General features: G+C 69.8%; 17 protein-coding genes and 1 pseudogene. 3 read left to right on the top strand and 15 right to left on the bottom strand.

Annotation, left to right across the window (positions count from 1 at the left end):
• Positions 1 to 3: 3 nt before the first annotated feature.
• Entirely contained in the window at positions 4 to 333 is a 330-nt protein-coding gene (locus OOK34_RS31690; protein ID WP_267037585.1) for a chorismate mutase, read from the top strand.
• On the opposite strand, the gene OOK34_RS31685 is transcribed toward OOK34_RS31690, so the two are convergent.
• On the bottom strand, positions 282 to 1,064 hold the full coding sequence (locus OOK34_RS31685) for an aminotransferase class IV (RefSeq protein ID WP_267037584.1): 783 nt from the start codon (positions 1,062 to 1,064) through the stop codon (positions 282 to 284). The genes OOK34_RS31690 and OOK34_RS31685 overlap by 52 nt on opposite strands.
• 138 nt (positions 1,065 to 1,202) lie before the next feature.
• Between OOK34_RS31685 and OOK34_RS31680 the strand changes: the two genes are divergently transcribed.
• Positions 1,203 to 2,699: an MFS transporter gene (locus OOK34_RS31680; protein ID WP_267037583.1), complete on the top strand. Its 1,497-nt coding sequence runs from the start codon at positions 1,203 to 1,205 to the stop codon at positions 2,697 to 2,699.
• Between the two features lie 70 nt (positions 2,700 to 2,769).
• On the opposite strand, the gene OOK34_RS31675 is transcribed toward OOK34_RS31680, so the two are convergent.
• The 3 genes from OOK34_RS31675 to OOK34_RS31665 all read right to left on the bottom strand — a co-directional run bounded on the left by OOK34_RS31675 (position 2,770) and on the right by OOK34_RS31665 (position 4,974).
• A complete protein-coding gene (locus OOK34_RS31675) occupies positions 2,770 to 3,672 on the bottom strand; it encodes an aminoglycoside phosphotransferase family protein (protein WP_267037582.1) in 903 nt (300 codons plus the stop codon).
• A 79-nt stretch (positions 3,673 to 3,751) separates the two neighbouring features.
• Entirely contained in the window at positions 3,752 to 4,576 is an 825-nt protein-coding gene (locus tag OOK34_RS31670; protein ID WP_267037581.1) for a tyrosinase family protein, read from the bottom strand.
• Positions 4,573 to 4,974: a tyrosinase family oxidase copper chaperone gene (locus tag OOK34_RS31665; protein WP_267037580.1), complete on the bottom strand. Its 402-nt coding sequence runs from the start codon at positions 4,972 to 4,974 to the stop codon at positions 4,573 to 4,575. Before OOK34_RS31665 ends, OOK34_RS31670 begins: the two co-directional genes overlap by 4 nt.
• Positions 4,975 to 5,291: 317 nt before the next feature.
• Between OOK34_RS31665 and OOK34_RS31660 the strand changes: the two genes are divergently transcribed.
• Positions 5,292 to 5,960, top strand: coding sequence for a DUF4097 family beta strand repeat-containing protein (locus OOK34_RS31660; protein ID WP_267037579.1), 669 nt, complete (start codon positions 5,292 to 5,294; stop codon positions 5,958 to 5,960).
• A gap of 45 nt (positions 5,961 to 6,005) precedes the next feature.
• Here OOK34_RS31660 and OOK34_RS31655 read toward each other — a convergent pair whose 3' ends face one another.
• The 11 genes and pseudogenes from OOK34_RS31655 to OOK34_RS31605 form a co-directional block, all read right to left on the bottom strand.
• Entirely contained in the window at positions 6,006 to 6,317 is a 312-nt protein-coding gene (locus OOK34_RS31655) for a hypothetical protein (protein WP_267037578.1), read from the bottom strand.
• 2,777 nt (positions 6,318 to 9,094) lie between these two features.
• Positions 9,095 to 9,460, bottom strand: coding sequence for a hypothetical protein (locus OOK34_RS31650; RefSeq protein WP_267037577.1), 366 nt, complete (start codon positions 9,458 to 9,460; stop codon positions 9,095 to 9,097).
• A gap of 98 nt (positions 9,461 to 9,558) precedes the next feature.
• Positions 9,559 to 9,882 (bottom strand): annotated as a pseudogene (locus OOK34_RS31645) (recombinase family protein); the annotation flags it as partial.
• A gap of 328 nt (positions 9,883 to 10,210) precedes the next feature.
• The gene (locus tag OOK34_RS31640) at positions 10,211 to 11,446 is read right to left on the bottom strand and encodes a serine hydrolase (protein WP_267037576.1); all 1,236 of its coding nucleotides are present in this window, start codon (positions 11,444 to 11,446) and stop codon (positions 10,211 to 10,213) included.
• A 148-nt stretch (positions 11,447 to 11,594) separates the two neighbouring features.
• The gene (locus OOK34_RS31635; protein WP_267037575.1) at positions 11,595 to 11,984 is read right to left on the bottom strand and encodes a DUF1048 domain-containing protein; all 390 of its coding nucleotides are present in this window, start codon (positions 11,982 to 11,984) and stop codon (positions 11,595 to 11,597) included.
• A gap of 2 nt (positions 11,985 to 11,986) precedes the next feature.
• Positions 11,987 to 12,316 carry a PadR family transcriptional regulator gene (locus OOK34_RS31630; protein ID WP_267037574.1) on the bottom strand — a complete coding sequence of 110 codons (330 nt, stop codon included), beginning with the start codon at positions 12,314 to 12,316 and terminating at the stop codon, positions 11,987 to 11,989.
• A 214-nt stretch (positions 12,317 to 12,530) separates the two neighbouring features.
• A complete protein-coding gene (locus OOK34_RS31625) occupies positions 12,531 to 13,028 on the bottom strand; it encodes a Tn3 family transposase (protein ID WP_267037847.1) in 498 nt (165 codons plus the stop codon).
• A gap of 13 nt (positions 13,029 to 13,041) precedes the next feature.
• A complete protein-coding gene (locus OOK34_RS31620; RefSeq protein ID WP_267037573.1) occupies positions 13,042 to 13,524 on the bottom strand; it encodes a hypothetical protein in 483 nt (160 codons plus the stop codon).
• Between the two features lie 6 nt (positions 13,525 to 13,530).
• A complete protein-coding gene (locus OOK34_RS31615; RefSeq protein WP_267037572.1) occupies positions 13,531 to 14,919 on the bottom strand; it encodes a DUF4158 domain-containing protein in 1,389 nt (462 codons plus the stop codon).
• Positions 14,920 to 15,348: 429 nt separating this feature from the next.
• A complete protein-coding gene (locus tag OOK34_RS31610; protein ID WP_267037571.1) occupies positions 15,349 to 16,074 on the bottom strand; it encodes a dienelactone hydrolase family protein in 726 nt (241 codons plus the stop codon).
• A 93-nt stretch (positions 16,075 to 16,167) separates the two neighbouring features.
• The coding region (locus tag OOK34_RS31605) for a hypothetical protein (RefSeq protein ID WP_267037570.1) at positions 16,168 to 16,584 on the bottom strand (417 nt) is incomplete at its 5' end.

Genomic DNA, 16,584 nt, shown 5'->3' with positions numbered 1-16,584 from the left:
AGCATGCCCGTCACAACAGAGCCCGCCCCCACGGAGACGACAGCCCTCCTCACCCAGCTCAACGAGGAGGTCCTCCTCCACCAGGTCGACACCCTCGACGACCAGATCATCGCCCTGGTCGCCCACCGCGCCGCCCTCGTCAACGAGATCCAGCGCGACCGGACCGCCGCCGGCGGCCCCGGCACCCGCCTGTCCCGGGAAACCCAGGTCATCGCCCGGTACAGCAATAGCCTCGGCCGCCCCGGCGTCGAGCTGGCCCTCCTCCTGCTGAACCTGTGCCGCTACCGCGGCAGGGGTTCAGCGGCCGCCGCCCAGGCGGCCCGCCACTCCTGAACCCGCGGTGCGGGGCCGACGGCCACGTCGGCCCCCACCCACCCGGTGACCGGCCGCAGCCCGTGCAGCGCGTTGGTGACCCACACCTCGCGCCCGCTCAGCTCCGCCGCCCGCACCCGGCTGCGCCGCACCGCGATCCCCAGCCCGCCGGCGCGCCGCACCACCCACGCCACGGTCACCCCCGCCAGGACCGGCAGCCCGGGATCGACCACGCACAGCACGTCCCCCTCCCACCACACCAGGCTCGCCGTGGCGGTCTCCAGCACGACCCCGTCGTCGGAGACGAGCAGCGCGTCGTCGGCGCCCGCCGCGACGGCCCGGGCCCGCAGCTTCCCCAGCGCCCCCAGGTCAGGCCCCTTGCGCCGGGGCGTGCGCCGCGGATCGTCGCCCCCGGCCCACAGCCGTACCGCGTCCGTCCGCGCCGGCGCCACCCGCACCCGCAGCTGCAACCGTCCACCCACCAGCTCCACCCGGGGGAACCAGCACCCCCGCCGGGGCAGCGCCCGGGCGACGGCCTCCGGGAAACCCTCAAGGTCGGGCCCGCCCGCCTCGGCCACGCCCGCGCCGAACCGCCGCCAGTGCGCGGGCAGTTCCCGTACCCGCCCCTCCTCGACGAGCCAGGAGTCGGCCACCGCCAACTCCCCGGCCGCCTCGCCCTCCACGAGCCCTCCCGGCCCGTACAGGAGGACCCGCTCCCCGCCTTCACCGGCACCCGCCAACCCCGTTGTCATGCCCCGGAGCATAGATCGTCGCGCCCCGCCTTGCGTACACCGTTCCAAGCTGCGTACAGTGTGCGCAAGTACGAAACGCCGTACGCGCCGAGTGGACCGCATCAAACGGACGCCGACGAAGACGAAAGGGAACGACCCATGGAAGCCAGGAACCCCCGCCGCTGGTGGATCCTGATCGTGCTGTGCCTGAGCTCGCTGGTCCTGGTGGTCGACTCCATGGCCCTGACCGTCGCGGTGCCGTCCCTGACCACGGACCTCGGCGCGAGCGCACAGGACACCCAGTGGATCCTCGACTCCTACATCCTGGTCTTCGCCGGGCTCCTGCTCACCTCCGGCAGCCTCGGTGACCGCTTCGGCCGGCGCCGGATCATGCTGATCGGCCTCCTGCTGTTCGGGGCGGCGTCGCTCGCCGCGACCTACTGCTCCAACCCCGGCGAAGTCATCGCCGTACGCGTCGCGATGGGCGTCGGCGGCGCGCTGATCATGCCCTCCACCCTCTCCATCCTCATCACCGTCTTCGAGGAGGACGAACGGCCCAAGGCGATGGCGGCCTGGGGGTCGGTCTCCATGCTCGGCCTGGTCGGCAGCCCCGTCCTCGGCGGTGTCCTGATCGACCACTTCTCCTGGCAGTCGATCTTCTTCATCAACGTGCCGGTCGTCGCCCTGGCCGTGATCGCCGCCCTCACCCTGATGCCGGAGTCCAAGGGCCCCTGGCAGAAGCCCGACCCGCTGGGCGCCGTCCTCTCCGCCACCGGCATCACCGCCCTGGTCTGGTGGATCATCGAGATCCCGCAGCACGGCGCCTTCGAGGGCCGCTCCGCGCTCACCCTGGCCGTCGCCGTGGCCGCCCTCGTCGCCTTCGTGGTCTGGGAGAACATCACCGCCTCCCCGATGGTCCCGCTGGTCCTCTTCAAGAACCGCAACTTCAGCGGCGGTTCGCTCTCCCTGACCCTCGTCCAGATCGGCAACGGCGGCCTGCTGCTGGTCCTGACCCAGTACCTGCAGTTCGTCCTCGGCTACACGCCCCTCAAGGCGGGCCTGGCCTTCGTACCGCTGGCCGTGGCCGCCCTGATCGGCAATGGCGCCGGCGCCGCCCTCTCCGCCAAGGTCGGCAACCGCCCCCTGATCCTGGGCGGCATGATCGTGATGTCCGGCTCCTTCGCCCTGCTGACCACCGTCACGGCCACCACCGGCTTCACCGTCCCCGCCGTCGCCCTGGGCCTGCTCGGCCTCGGCGCGGGCATGGCCATGCCGGCCGCCGTCGGCGCCCTCATGGCCACCATCCCCGAGGAGAAGGCGGGCGTCGGCTCGGCCCTCAACGACACCATCGGACAGGCCGGCAGCGCCCTCGGCATCGCGATCCTCGGCTCGCTCCTCGCCGGCGGCTTCGCCGCCGAGATGCCGGCCGGCACGCCCGAACAGGCCAAGGAGTCCATCGCCGGCGCCCTGGCCGTCGCCGGCGGCGACCAGGACCTGGTCCGCGCGGCCCGCGAGGCCTTCACCACCTCGATGTCGACCACCTTCACCATCAGCGCGATCGCCATCCTGGCCGCCGCCGTCGTGGCCACCCTGGTCCTGCGCGACAACAAGCCGGCCGCCCCGGCGGCGCCCGCCGACACCGAACTCGTCGCCTGACCACACCCGTAGACGAAGAGACCGGCGCCCCCACGGGGGGCGCCGGTCTCTTCGTCTTTACGCACGGGCCTCAGCGGCCCTGGAGATCGGCGAGGGCCTCGGCCGCCGCCCGATGGCCGACCGCGGCCAGCACCGGATTGCTGACGCGGTAGTAGTGCTCGGCGGTGAGCCCGAAACGCAGCGCCCAGCCACGCCCCCGGGCCCACGTCGCGCAGTCCACCGCGGCCTCCTCACGAAACACGTCCCGCGATTCCGCCGACAGCAGCGTCCAGGCCACCATCACATCACAAGCGGGATCGCCGACCCCCACGCCCCCGAAGTCGATGACGGCGCTGAGCCGCCCGCCCCGGCCCAGCAGGTTGCCCGGCAGCAGGTCGCCGTGCAGCCACACCGGATCGCCCTGCCACCGCGGAAGGCGCAGGGCCTCCTCCCACGCCGCGGTCGCCGCGTCCGCGTCCACCGTGCCGTCCGCGCCCAGGTCCCTGATCGCGGCCCGCACCTCCACGTCGGCCGTCCCCACCGGCCCGCCGCGGAACGACCGAGGCGCGCCCGCCGTCTCCACGCGCCGCAGCGCCGCCACGAACCGGCCGAGGTCCACCGCGGCTCGGCGCAGGTCGCTGACGGGCTCGTCGAAGAGGTTCTCCCCGTCGAGCCAGCGGTACACCGACCACGCGAACCCGTACCCCTCACCCGCGACGCCCCTGCCCAGCGGCACCGGCACGGCCAGCGGCAGCCGCGGCGCGAGCAGCGGCAGCCACCGCTGCTCCCTGTCGATCTGGTGCGCCGAACCGGGAATCCGGGGCAGCCGCACGACCATGTCCTCGCCCAGCCGGTACATCGCGTTGTCGGTACCCGCCGAACGGACCTTCTCGATCGCCAGCCCCGCCCACTGGGGGAACTGGCCGGCGACCAGCCGCCCGACGAGCACCTCGTCGATGTCGACCTCGTCGGCGTGCATCTTCGCGCCGGGCATGGAACTCCTTCGTCTGTACGACCGGTTCCGCGCCATCATCCACGCCGGACAGGGCGACCCGCCGCGAATTATGCGGCCCCTACGGCTTGTCGAAGGTGTAGAACCGGCGGTGGTCCAGCATGTCGGCCGGGGTCACGTTGTTCCACGGCGGCAGCGTGCCCCGCAGGTCGATCACGTCCGGCGTCCGGGTGGCGGGCAGGTACCCGGCCTTCGGGTTGCGCGCCTGCCAGTCGGCCCACAGCTTGTCGATGAAGGCGTGGTGCAGCCAGAACACCGGGTCGTTGGGGGAGGCCGCGGTGGCCATGTGGCCGCCCACCCACACGTGGACCCGGTTGTGCACGCCGGACCCGCGCCAGCCCTCCAGATGATTGCGGAACCCGCTCGAGGCGCTGTTCCAGGGCGCGGTGTCGTAGACGGGCATGGCGAGCACCGCGTCCACCTCCGCCCTGGTCGGCAGCTGCTGCCCTCCCGACCCCAGCGCACGCCGCAGATAGGTCCGCCGGTCCACCCCCACGGTCACGGCCCACTTGCCGCCCGCGTAGGCGAAGGGCCCGTCGAGCACCTGCCCGTCCCGGCCCCGGCTGGTGCCGCCCATGAAGTCGGCGGCCCAGAGGGAGGAGTTGGCCGCGCGGTCGGCGGTCCAGTCCCAGTACGGCAGCGCGACGTTGCGGTCCACCCGCTGCAGCGCCGCCTCGAAGTCCAGCAGGAACCGCCGGTGCCAGGGCAGGAAGGACGGCGTGCGGTGCCCGATCCGGTTGCCGAAGTCGGAGTCGTTCATGAGGTAGTAGTTGTGGGCGTTGACGTAGCGGTCGTAGACGCCCGTCCGCTTCAGCTCGAGCACCGCGTTGACGAAGGCGCGCTTCTCGTCGGGGGTCAGCACGGCCTGGTTCTTGCGCACGGTCACAGCTGGACCTCCTTCGCGATGAACGGCGCGAGCTCGGCGCCCTGGAGGTCACGGATCGCGGCGCGGGCGGCCGAGATGGGGTCCGGGAAGGACTCGTAGTGGTTGACGACGGTGACCCAGCTGCCGTCCGCGTTCCCCATCAGGTGCAGCTCGTTGCCGTCGATCTTGATGGTCGGAACCCCGACACCGTGGTGCCCTCCGGCACCGAGCGTGATCTGGATACGACGCCCCTCGTACACCTCGTCGATGGTGCCGGTGGGTATGGCAACGGGCTTACCGGACGCGGACGCCCCGGCCGTCGGGGCGGGAGCCGACGAGGACGAGCAGGCGGTCAGCCCCAGAGCGGCGGCCGCCCCGGCACCGATCCCCAGAGCCTGTCGGCGAGTGATCTTCTTCATGGCCTGAAGAAGTACCAGAAGGCCGAAACCCCCTAATCAGTGCCCCCTACATCAAGTTCCCGGCAGCCCGTCAAGGCCCAGCGAGTCTCCCGCCCTTGGCCCCACGCGCCGCCCAACGGCCGGCGGCATAGCGTTCGCCCGCAATCCAGCGCAACGCAAAGAGTGGCTGTCGTTGCATTAATAACAGAACCCACTGCAACGATAAACACCCTCCCACCTGCATCAATAACACCTCCACGCAACGAACATCTTGCTTACCACAGGAACGCAACGTAGCTTTTCCATCATCAGAAACCCGCGAGGCAAAGGAAAGCATCATGCGGAAGTTCGACACCACCACCCCGGTCTCCGCCGTCCTCGACATCCCCGCCGGGAACATCCGCTTCATCGCCGCCGACCGGACCGACACCACGGTCGAGGTCCTGCCCGCGGACGCCTCCAAGAGCCGCGACGTGAAGGCCGCCGAGCAGACCACCGTCGACTACCGCGACGGCGTCCTGCGGATCAACACCCCCTCCAAGAACCAGATCCTCGGCGCTTCCGGTGCCGTCGAGGTGACCATCCAGCTCCCCGCCGGCTCCCACTTCGAGGCGAAGACGGCCAGCGCCGAGTTCCGGGGCATCGGCCGCCTCGGCGACGTCACCCTCAACAGCGCGCACGGCACGGTCAAGCTCGACGAGGCCGCGAGCGCCCGCCTCACCCTCCAGGCCGGCGACGTCCAGATCGGCCGCCTGACCGGCCCGGCGGAAATCACCACCCAGAAGGCCGACCTCCACATCACCGAAGCCATCGCCGGCACGGTCAAGCTGCGCACCGAGCACGGCGGGATCTCAATCGCCGCCGCCCGCGGAACCTCCGCCACCCTCAACGCCGACACCGCCCACGGCCGCATCCACAACACCCTCACCAACACCGAAGGCCCCGCCGCCGCCCTCAACATCCACGCCACCACCACCTACGGCGACATCACCGCCCGCACCCTCTAAAGGCAGCACCCAACACGCCCGACCAGGCCTGCTGCGCCCCACTCGTCAACAGCGGTAGCCGTTGGGAACCTGGAGCAGAGCCACGAAGATCCCCACCATGACCGCAGCGCCGACCGTACCGCCCAAGAGGGCGACCACGAGGTTCCAGCGCCCTACGCACCCGATGAGCACCCCCCACCACACCGACGCGATGATCGCGAGCAGGGCTCCGTAGAAGACCAGCGCGAGCCCGTTGGCCGCGCCGTTCACCCCTACGCCGCACGCCCGCCAGGCGCCCGCCAGCACCACCGACCCGAGCAATCCGGTGGCCAGCCCGGCCACAGGGGCGACCACACAACCCCACTGCCCCCGCGTCACTTCCGGTCCCTCGCGCTGCGCTTGCTCCACCTGATCCATCGCGTCGTTGATTCCTTGCCGAAGCTGTAGAGGTCGATGCCAACCGACGCGCATCGTGATCTGACCGCCCCGGTCGTCGGGAGGCGCCCTTGATCAGGCTGCAGGCTGCGCGGCCGCCGTACCCGTAGTGGACGTTGGAACAGACGTCGCAGAAGACTTCGCGGTTCGTAGTAGTCGTCGAGCGTCTGGAGGTCGTACCGCCGTCCTCGACTCCGAGGATGACGCCGCCTCCACGCCCAGCTCCCTCGCACACGCCCCGCAAGCCGGCCGCATCCCCCATCGACCGCGCCCCGGCCGCATCGGGCACACGACCATCCGCACGCTCGCCGAAGCCCAAGCCCAAGCCCAAGCCCAAGCCCTCGACCAGGCCGGCGACATCCCAGACGGCATGCCGCTGCCGACCGCCTACACGCCGCGACGGCCGGCCCGCTGCTCCACGGTCGGAGCGGGCGATCGGTGGGGGCACCGTGTAGCGGCGGGGGGCCGTGGCTGATGCGCAGGGGCTGCTGCCGGAGGAGCGTGTTACGAAATGCCGGTGCGGTATCTGCGTGTGCGCGCGACCATGACATGGCTTTGACCTGCGGGAATGCCGCGATGTAGGTAGTGGTGGTTGCGTTGTGTGCTGGGGCGCCTATTCTCGTGGTGGCGCTGGCACCCGTGTGTCAGCGTTGACGCCTCGCTCTCCAAGCGGGGCTTTTTTCATGCCCTGTTGCCGATGGCCCCGACGCCCTGTGCGTCGGGGCCATCGCTGTTTCCGGAAGGCGGAGCGGTTTCGATGTCCGATGTCCTGTGGGTGGTTGCCTGGGTTGTGGGGTCCTTGGCGGTCGTGTGTCTGGGCGCGCTGTTGGTGTTTGCCCACCTGGCGGGGAAGGCGCTCAGCCGGGCACGGCGGGAGGATGTGCCGGGCATCATGGACCTCGTTGGCCGTACGGTGCTGGGCCTGTTCGGCTCCCTGCGCCAAGGGGTCGCCCGTGTCCCGGGCAGGATGGGACAGCCTGGCGGTCCGGGACCGGTGCAGCCGCCGGCCGACGCGGGTCCGGGCGCAGGGGCGGGGGGCGGGGTGTGAGGCGGTCGATGTACGGCCCGGACCGCGACCGTGTCGGTCGCCGGGTCGGCGAGGACATCCTGGGCCGTGCTCTTCGCAGCGTGCTGACCGTGCCTCAGCAGCGGCTGCTGCTGGACTACCTTCACGGTGCTCCGAAGGAGCAGCTGGCTGCCCAGCTCGGATTCGACAGGAGACAGCTGGAAGTTGCGATCGGCAGGCTGCTGGGGAAGCTGAGGGACTCGGAGTGGGGCGAGCAGCTCCGCGAGGAACTCCTCAGCCCGCAGGGACCGCAATTCTCCCCACAAGTATGGGAAGGAGCCGCGGAGGTCCCGGTCCACCGGTGCGAGCGACAGGGATGCACCGCACCGCCGTTCACGCAGAAGCTGAGGGGACGGCCGCGCCGGTTCTGCTCGCCCGCCTGTAAGCAGGCCGCCCATCGGGAGGCCAAGGCCCACAGCACACCCCGTACGTCCCCGACGGCGGCCCGACCGAACACCAGGGGGTTCTGGGCCCAGGACCGTGTCCGGCGACGTGCCTATCGCTTCGAGGAGTACACCGACGAGCTGGTGGAGTTTCCCGAGCCCGCGGAGCCGCGAGCGGCCTCTGCTGGCAGTGGCTCGTGGGAGTCGTACCGTCTGGGCCGCTGGATGCCGCCGAGCAGGTCTGTGGCTGTTCTGCCGCAGGGGCTGCCGTCACGGCGGCTGCCCGTTAGGGCCCCGCTCGCCCTTCATGCCAGGGACGGGCAGCACCGCATCGGCAGCATGACGATGGTCGTGAAGGAACTGCTGGGGAGAGGCCGCGGGCCGATTTCCGCTCCGGCCCCGGCGCTGTTGCAAAACCTCACGGCACCGGCTCGGGGATCGAGTACCCGCGAACTGCGGCCTCGGCACCAGCCGCGCCGCAGGTCACCAGTCATCCCTGTATGGATGGTTCCGGTGTGGTCGTCGGATGGCCCGGACACGGTGCGTCCGCAGCCTGTGCCGCGAGGGCTCGGTTTCTGCCCGCGATGGAACCGGCCTCGTCGCCGCCGCCTGCGCCGAGCCGGCGCGAAGGCGGAACACGGTGTCTCGGCGGGGCCGTCAACGGCCGTACGACGCGCCCTAGCCGAATGTGCGTCGTCGGGTGCGCTGACGGGTTGCTGGGTGACCTGCTGTCTCCGCTGGTGTGCGGCTTGCAGAACAACGTGGTGGGGAACAACAACCAGATCAGCCAGTCCGGCACCTGCGATCAGGCTGCGACCACGACACCCAGCGGCGGCGGCTTCAGCGGCTGGGAGAGGGTTCCGGGGCAGGTGATCAACGTGTCTGCCGGCGGCACGGCTGGAACTGTGGTGACTTGTCCCGCAGGTAAGAAGCTCCTGGGGGGAGGTGTCCAGTGGGAGGCGGTCAGGCACACGACCAGGCCATCGTGGAGTCGGCCGCCGCCTCGGACACCGAGTGGTCGATTCTGGTCGCCAGTCATGGCGGACCAGTCAGTTTCCGAGGCATCATCACCTGTGCCAAAGTGGACAACTGACACGAACTGACGTGCTGTCCGATCGGTCGGCCCCGGAGTGACCAGGCTGTCGCCGCGACCCGGCCGAGCCGGGCTCCGGATCCGGTGGCGTTGGCCGGTTCGTGTGGCGGGGCGATGTCCCCTAGGCCGCGGGCAAGCCCCGGTGCCCAGTGCGCTGGGAGCAGTACCACCGGGCCGCCTACACCCTGAGCTCGCGCTCCAGAGCCGCGCGGACGACGTCCCCGGTCGTCGTCACCTGCGCTGCACTGCGGGCGCGCTCGGTGAGCGCCTCGGGCGGCGCTGCGCAGCGCCCGATGTCCCGTCTCATTTGATCTTGCCCGTGGCCGGGGCTGTGGTCGCGCTGCTGGAGGGCGGCGAAGTCGGCGTGCGCCGTTTCGACGGCCTCCGGGTACGCCTGGGTCTTCGCGTGCTCGGCCAGCGCCCGGTAGATGCTGGAGAGGCTGGGGCTCTGTCCCTTGCGGCGGCCGGTGGGGATGAGCAGGTCGGGCTGGACGTCTTCGACGGTCTCGCCGTTCGCGCGGCGGCGGAGCACGGTGTGCAGCATGTCGTCGGTGATGACCGGGGCCGGCCACCGTGGTTGCCTTTGCGGGCGGTGTCGAGTCCTTCGAGGGTGGACTCCCGGATGTTCTCGCGTTCCGTCTCCGCCATCGCCGCGAAGACCCCGAACAGCAGACGGCCCGGCCCGCTGGGGTCGTACATCCCCTGGAGGGGTCCGGCGAGCATTTCCAGGACCAGGCCGTGGGCGGTGAGGTGGTCGGCGAGCACGGTCAGCTCTGAGGCGTCGCGTCCCAGCCTCTTCATTTCGTTCACCGTGAAGATGACCCGGCAGTGAGGGGCGTGGGCCTTGATCTCCCTCGCGGCGGCGAGCGCGGCCTCCAACTGAGGGCGGACGCGTACCCGATGCGGATGTCCGCAGTCGGGGTGTCCGGGGCGATGGGCGCGGGCGCCGGGGTGCCGGGCCGCCACGGCTGGCCGGGGCCGCGGTCGGCGGGAGTGGGAACGCGCAGGAACCCCTTCCGCCAACCGCCATTGATCTTGCTCCGGGGAAGGTCGTTTGTGAGAGGCCGCCAGGGTCGAGATCCTTTGCAGCGGCGGCGACGGTTCGAGTGATCCCCGAGACCGGCTTCCCGTGCTGCTGCGATGGGGCCTGGCGCTCTGCGGCGCCGAGTTCCATCGAGGGGGCGTCAGCGGCTGCCTTGAGCCGGTCGTGCAGCTGATCACAGAACGCGGAGGCGTAGAAGGGCGGAGCCTGGCCGAGGTCTTCTGCCGGACCGACCTCGACCAGGTAAGCAGGTCAGTCGTCGATTGCCTGGTAGAGGGTGGTCCAGAAATCCTGAATGGCCCGCGCCGAGTCCGGGGTGGACATCCCGGTCTGGGTGAGCAGGATGCCGACGAGCTGGTTGTCCGGGTCGGCGTAGGTCGTGGTGCCGGCTCCGCCGTCCCAGCCGAACTGGCCGATGGGCGCGTAGTCACCCCGGTAGGTGCGCACCGTCATCCCGAAGCCCCAGCCGCCGGTCTGCCCCTGACCGTGTGACAGATGGACGACGCTGCGCGCCCAAGCCTGAAGGGCGGCTGTCTGCTCGGGCGTGAGACGGTTGGTGGTCATCAGCTTGACGGCCGGCCGGGACAGGATCCGCTCGGTGCCGTGCTTCCCGTGGTTGAGCAGCATCCGGAAGTAGGCGTGGTAGTCGTCGACGGTCGAGTCGAGTCCGCCGCCGCTGGACTGGAACGCCGGGGGCTTGCTGTGGTGCCCCCCTTCGGCCTGGTCCTCCACGGTGAACTCTCCGGTCTGCGGATCGGGGGCGTACAGGGGCGGCAGCCGGTGAATCTTGTCGGCGGGCACGTGGAACCCGGTGTCCTTCATCCCCAGCGGATCGAAGATGCGCTCGCGCAGGAACGCCTCGAACGACTGGCCGGTGACCCTGGCCACCAGCACCCCGAGCACGTCGTCGCTGACGTTGTACAGCCACCGCTCTCCGGGCTGGTACATCAGCGGCAGCGTGCCCAGGCGGCGCATCCACTCATCCGGCTCCACTGCCGGCAGCATCCATCCGTTCTCGCCGTAGACCCTCTGCTCGAAGTACGCGCTCATCATCGGGGAGCCCATCGCCGTCGTGTCCAGCCCGAGCCCGCAGGTAGAGGTGAGCAGGTCCCGCACGGTGATCGGACGCCGCGCCGGCACGGTGTCGTCCAGCGGGCTGTCGGGCCGCTTGAGCACCCGCCGGTCGGCCAGTTCCGGCAGCCACTGATCTATCGGGTCGTCAAGCCGCAGCCGGCACTCGTCCAGCAGGACCATGGTCGCGGCGACCGCGACCGGCTTGGTCGTCGAGGCCATCCGGAAGATGGTGTCCCGGCGCATCGGTGCGCCGCCGTCATGGCGCATCGTCCCGATCGCTTCGACATGGGTCTCCTCGCCCCGGCCGACCAGGGCCACGAGTCCGGGGATCTTCTTGGACTCCACATGCCGTTCCAGTACCTCGCGCAGGCGGCGCAGCCCTGCTTCGGATAAGCCGTTGCTGCCGTTTCCCATCATGAATCTCCTTGGACGCATTGGTCGGTCTCGACGGTGCCGCAGGCATGCGGCGAGAGGCGGTCGGCCGGGCATGGCCCGGCGGCCGCGTGGTGCAGACGGGCGATGAACGTGGTGCTCGGCCCCAGGGGGATGTGCTGACGTGTGATCAGACCGTCGTGTCGTCTTTTCCGGTCTCGTTGCCGGCTGCACGCTCGATGTCGTCGGTCAGCTGCTTCCGGGCGCGGGCGGGGACGTAGCCGCCCTCCGAGTAGTTCTGGGCGAACCCGTCGACGAACTCCACCGGGTCTTCCCCGACGATCTCGCGGATCGGCGTTCCGTTCGCCGCAGCCTGTTCGAACAGGTCGGCGAGGTCTTCGAACATGGACGCATTGCTGTCGCCGTCGGTCGGCACGAAGTGCATCAGGTACCGCTCGATCGCTTCGACCGCCGTGCGGTAGTTCTCGGGAAGCTCCTTGACGCGCGCCTTGTACGCCCTCCAGCGCTTCTTGGGCCCGATCATCTTCGCGATGAAGCCGGTCTTCTCACCCTCGGACATGGTCACTTACCTCCTTCGCGGAGCTGCTCCAGTCGTTCCGTGAGGAAGCCCCACGTCCTCCAGAACTCTTCGAGGTACTCCCGTCCCCGCGCGTTGAGGGAGTGCACCTTGCGTGGCGGCCCCTTCTCGGAGGGGACCTTCTCCACGTCGACGAGACCGCGCTTCTCCATCCGGATGAGCAGCGCGTAGATGGTCCCTTCGGCGATGTCGGAGAAACCCTGCTCCCGGAGCCGTGCCGTGATCTCGTAGCCGTAGGCGGGCCGGCCGGACAGGGAGGCGAGAATGATGCCCTCCAGCGTGCCCTTGAGCATCTCCGTCAGCAGCTTGGCCATGGAATACCTCCCCCCTGCGCTAGTCAGCGATGTTGAGTACCGGTACACCGTAACGCTGGCTACTGGTACTTAGCAAGACAGAATAGTGGAGCACTCGGTTCAACACCTGCGGCTCCCGCGGTAGACATGCCGCTCACGCACGTTGCCCGGGACGCTGAAGCGTCCCGGGCAACGTCGTCTCCACCCAGCTTCCGGGCCTGGGCGAGCCCGGGTGTCACGCCAGGGCTGCGGCAGCCTCACCCTGCGGGGTACGCGGACCGGGCACCGCCGCCCGGATGGACAGGTCCAGATCGAGACGGCTGTTCATGTCCAGCTCGAACCGGCTGTACGGATTCACATGGGTCCAGAACAGCGGCGACAGCGCCCGGCGGTCCGCGTCGGTGAGCTTTTCCGCCCACTTCGGATCGGCTAGGACCTCCTGCATCAGCAGCGTGTTGACGTGCACCAGTGCGGACTGAAGTAGGTGCAGCGCGAGCATGGACACCTCCTGGGACTCCTTGTCCGCACCGGCCAGGTCGCCGTCCTTGCCGTAGAAGAGGTCCTTGTTCGCGGAGTTCCAGTTCTCCACCACCTGCAACCCCTCGTGGATCTCCTGGCGCATTTCGACGTCGGCCAGGCAGTCGCAGACGAACGAGGTACGCACCGCGCGGCCCAGCTCCTCGATCGCCCGGTACGTCGGGTGCTTGGGCCCTCCCCGGGTGAACCGGCGCAGGACCTGCTCGGCCTCAGCGGTGCCGAGGCAGGCGGCACCGCAGCACGTCCTTGGACAGATTCTCTCTGGTGGCGACCGAGGTGAACTCGGCGATGAAGTCGGTTTCGAACTCTGCGCACTTCAGGATGTCCAGCAGGTCGATGGTGCCCCAACGCCACTCGATCTCGTCCTTGATCGCCACCAGGCTCTCGGGCTCCTCCTGCTTCGCCCGCGGGGAGACCCTGATCCAGGGCTCGCCGTGCTTCTTGACGATCGCCACCCCGCCCGTCGTGCCCTCCGCCAGCGCCTGCTCGAAGCGGTCCAGCGAGGTACGGAGCTTGCCTTGCAGGGCGGCGATGAACTCCCCGGCGTCCTGCGGCTGACCCAGCGCGGCGTAGTGCACATCCCGGTTGTCCTCGAAGTCCGCCGGCAGGTCGTCCTTCGGATTGCGCCACCGGTTCGCCCCCACCACCCAGACCTCCCGGCGCCTCACCGCGTCCCGAAGCGCCACCAGCACGCACAGCTAGTACGGGATGCGCTCGATGCGGCCCTTGTCGTCCACCACCGCCGCCCGCCACTGCTCGGGCACCACCCCCGCGAGCGGCACCGTCTCCGCCGGATCGAAGAACGCGCCCTCCTTCAGTGGCTGGTCCAAGTACCGCTGGAGCAGGTCGATCGCGTCCATCACCGGCCGGTAGGCGGTGTTGTTGCACTTCAGCTCCAGCGCGCCCAGCAGCGGCGAGAGCATCCGGCGCCAGTTCGCCGAGTACGACGACCGCAGCACCGTACGGACCCTCGCCTTGTAGCGGGCCTCGTTCGCCGCGGCCTCCGCCGCCAGTGCCTTCAACGTCTTCTCCCAGCCGACCACCGGGTAGATCGCCCGCCGCACCGTGCCGGACGGCTCGGACAGCGCCGCCTCCGCGACCCGCAGCAGCATGCCCTCCTTGCCCCGAACCTTCTTCAGCTCGGCGTTCAGCTCCCTGTCGACCTTCCGCTCCGCCCGGGTGTTGATCTTCAGCACGAGCTGGATGAACAGGTCCACCAACGAGTCGGTGATCTCCGTCCGCCGCACATGGCACAACGCGGCCAGCAACGTCAGGCGCCTTGGAGGCTTCATCCGCTCCAGGTTCGCCGGGTACTCCTTCGCCCGCGCCCGCCACGCGTCCACCAGCTTCTCCGACACGTCCGCGAACAAGTCCGCGGGCAGCTCCAGCCGCCGGACCCGCTGGAGCTTGTTCACCTCCGCCAGTGGGCTCTCCAGCCCCGGCGCACCTGGGTCGGCCTTCAGCTCGGCGAAGTGCGACCGCCCGCCGCCCGACACAGTGCCCTCACCGTCCCCTCCTTCGGCCGTGTCGTCCTTGCTCCCGGCGACCAGATCCTCCAGACGCGAGCGCGTCGCGTGCGAGATCCGCTCCACCCTGGCTGCGGCAGAACCAGGCCTCGAAGTCCTTGACCGCCTTGCCCACCAGCCGCCCGACCCGCCCGGGGCCGGCGGCTCGATGTGGTCGTTACGGCACCGGGCCACCGCCGCCGCCAGCCGCTCCCGCGACAGCTCCACCGGACACAACTCAGCGGCCAACCACGCGGCCAGCCGCTCCTGGTCCTCCTCGGTGTTCGCCCTGAACCCGTACGCCTCCCGAATCTCCTTGCGGTGCCGCTCGATCCGGTCGCCCTGCCGGTCGTAGTCCGCCCACGCACCGGCGGGAACCTTCACCTGCTGGGCCACGTAGTCCACGGCCACCGCGGGCATCTCGTTGGCAGACTCCGGGAACCGCGCCTCCACCTCGAAGAACTTGAGCAACAAGGCAAAGCCCAACCGGGTCGCCCCGGACTTGTTCCGCACCTTCTTCATGTCGTCTTCGAGCAGCGCCCAGACCTCGATCAGGTCTTCCGGCTCCCAGTCCTGCCGCATCCACACCCCACCCCTCGCAGTCACTCGTTCAGCTCAACGAGGCAGCCGGAGCAGGGAAACGAGGGCTATGGCAGTTACTCAGCGCTACATATCCCCTGGCGGTAGCTATACGAGAACAGGGCCGACCAGGGGTGATGCAAAGAGGGGTGAGACGGGTCTTGGGCGGAGTCTCAGCTGGTGTTGTCTCTCAGCAGCACCTCCAAAGGGCTGTCTCACTTGAAGTTGTCGGTCAGTCGCGAGCGTCATGACGTCGGTCGGTGCCGGTCGTCCAGGTGACCCCGCAGACTGGGCACTCCCTCTTCTCCGTGCGGGAGACCGCATGACGCGATGCAAGGAACGTCATGGCGGAGGACGAGCCAGGGCACTGGGCGGAGCCGGTGGCGGTCGACCGGCCTGGTTCGCGGCACGGAATCGCGGTTGCCGACCAGATCACTCCGTTACGGGCAGGCACTCGGCGAGCAGGTCGACGACGTCGCGCCAGGCTCGCTGCGCGTGCCGTGGGTGGTAGCCGACGCCGGGGACCGTGGGGTGGTCGACCGGCGGGTGGTGGAAGGCGTGCAAGGCGCCGCCGTAGACCGCGAGGCGCCAGTCGACGCCCGCGGCCTGCATCTCGGCGGTGAACGCGTCCCGTTGCGCGGGTGGCATGATCGGGTCCTCCGACCCGACCCCGGCCCACACCGGGCAGCGAATGCGCGCCGCCTCGCCCGGTCGGCCCGTGGTCAGTGCGTTGACTGTCCCGATCGCGCGCAGGTTGACGCCGTCGCGCCCGAGTTCCAGCCCGATGGCGCCCCCGGTGCCGTAGCCGACGGTGGCGATCCGGTCGGGGTCGGTCCGCGGTTCGGCGCGCAACACGTCGAGCGCCGCGTGGCCGATGCCCCGCATCCGGTCGGGGTCGGCGAGCAGCGGCATGCAACGGGCCAGCATCTCCTCGGGGTCGCTCAAATAGCGCCCGCCGTGAAGGTCGAAGGCCAGCGCCACGTATCCCAGCTCGGCGAGCGCATCGGCCCGGCGGCGCTCGACGTCGCTGAGCCCCATGCCCTCTGGTCCGAGCAGCACCGCGGGCCGGCGGTCGACACCGGCCGGGAGCGCGAGGTGCCCGATCATCGTGAGGCCGTCGGCCGGGTACTCGACCGTGCGCACTGTAATCGTCGTCATGAGACTGGACTGTAGTGATCGTCGAGCCCGGTCCGGCTGGTGTTCTGCCGCTGGCAGAACAGCGCGGGTGTGCCCCTGAGATGCGGCGATGGCTCACAAGAGATACACGATGACCAAGTCGGATGCGAAGGTGTTCGCGGAAGCGTTCGCTGAACTCGACGGCCGCGTGAGACAACATTTCTGGCTGAACTGCGAGGACGACAGTGTGGTCAGGCTGTTTCCCACTGGTGAGACGTTCAGCCGCCCTGCCCACCACAAGGTGGGCACAAAACCGCGTCCTTCGGACACTTCCTGAAGATCGCCTGCAAGGGTTACGCAGGCGGCGTCTCGGGCGGCCCCTTCCTGCGCAACTTCGACGGGAAGCGGGGTGATGTCATCGGCGCCATCGGCGGCTGGAAGACGGGCGGCCCGATCCCTGACGAGTCCTGCTCCTCCCAGTTCGACGCGGCCGTCATCCGGCTCTACAACCAGGCCGTGAACAACTACGAGCCCGACAAGCCGACCGGTGGG

This window comes from Streptomyces sp. NBC_00091, assembly GCF_026343185.1.
Classification (GTDB): Bacteria; Actinomycetota; Actinomycetes; order Streptomycetales; family Streptomycetaceae; genus Streptomyces.
Note: the sequence above shows the minus strand (reverse complement) of the source record. Positions and strands in the feature narration are given on the sequence as shown.

Coding starts and splice junctions, on each gene's coding strand:
- OOK34_RS31690 (WP_267037585.1), top strand. CDS start 4: ATGCCCGTCACAACAGAGCCCGCCCCCACGGAGACGACAGCCCTCCTC.
- OOK34_RS31685 (WP_267037584.1), bottom strand. CDS start 1,064: ATGACAACGGGGTTGGCGGGTGCCGGTGAAGGCGGGGAGCGGGTCCTC.
- OOK34_RS31680 (WP_267037583.1), top strand. CDS start 1,203: ATGGAAGCCAGGAACCCCCGCCGCTGGTGGATCCTGATCGTGCTGTGC.
- OOK34_RS31675 (WP_267037582.1), bottom strand. CDS start 3,672: ATGCCCGGCGCGAAGATGCACGCCGACGAGGTCGACATCGACGAGGTG.
- OOK34_RS31665 (WP_267037580.1), bottom strand. CDS start 4,974: ATGAAGAAGATCACTCGCCGACAGGCTCTGGGGATCGGTGCCGGGGCG.
- OOK34_RS31660 (WP_267037579.1), top strand. CDS start 5,292: ATGCGGAAGTTCGACACCACCACCCCGGTCTCCGCCGTCCTCGACATC.
- OOK34_RS31650 (WP_267037577.1), bottom strand. CDS start 9,460: ATGCTGCACACCGTGCTCCGCCGCCGCGCGAACGGCGAGACCGTCGAA.
- OOK34_RS31640 (WP_267037576.1), bottom strand. CDS start 11,446: ATGGGAAACGGCAGCAACGGCTTATCCGAAGCAGGGCTGCGCCGCCTG.
- OOK34_RS31635 (WP_267037575.1), bottom strand. CDS start 11,984: ATGTCCGAGGGTGAGAAGACCGGCTTCATCGCGAAGATGATCGGGCCC.
- OOK34_RS31630 (WP_267037574.1), bottom strand. CDS start 12,316: ATGGCCAAGCTGCTGACGGAGATGCTCAAGGGCACGCTGGAGGGCATC.
- OOK34_RS31615 (WP_267037572.1), bottom strand. CDS start 14,919: ATGCGGCAGGACTGGGAGCCGGAAGACCTGATCGAGGTCTGGGCGCTG.
- OOK34_RS31610 (WP_267037571.1), bottom strand. CDS start 16,074: ATGACGACGATTACAGTGCGCACGGTCGAGTACCCGGCCGACGGCCTC.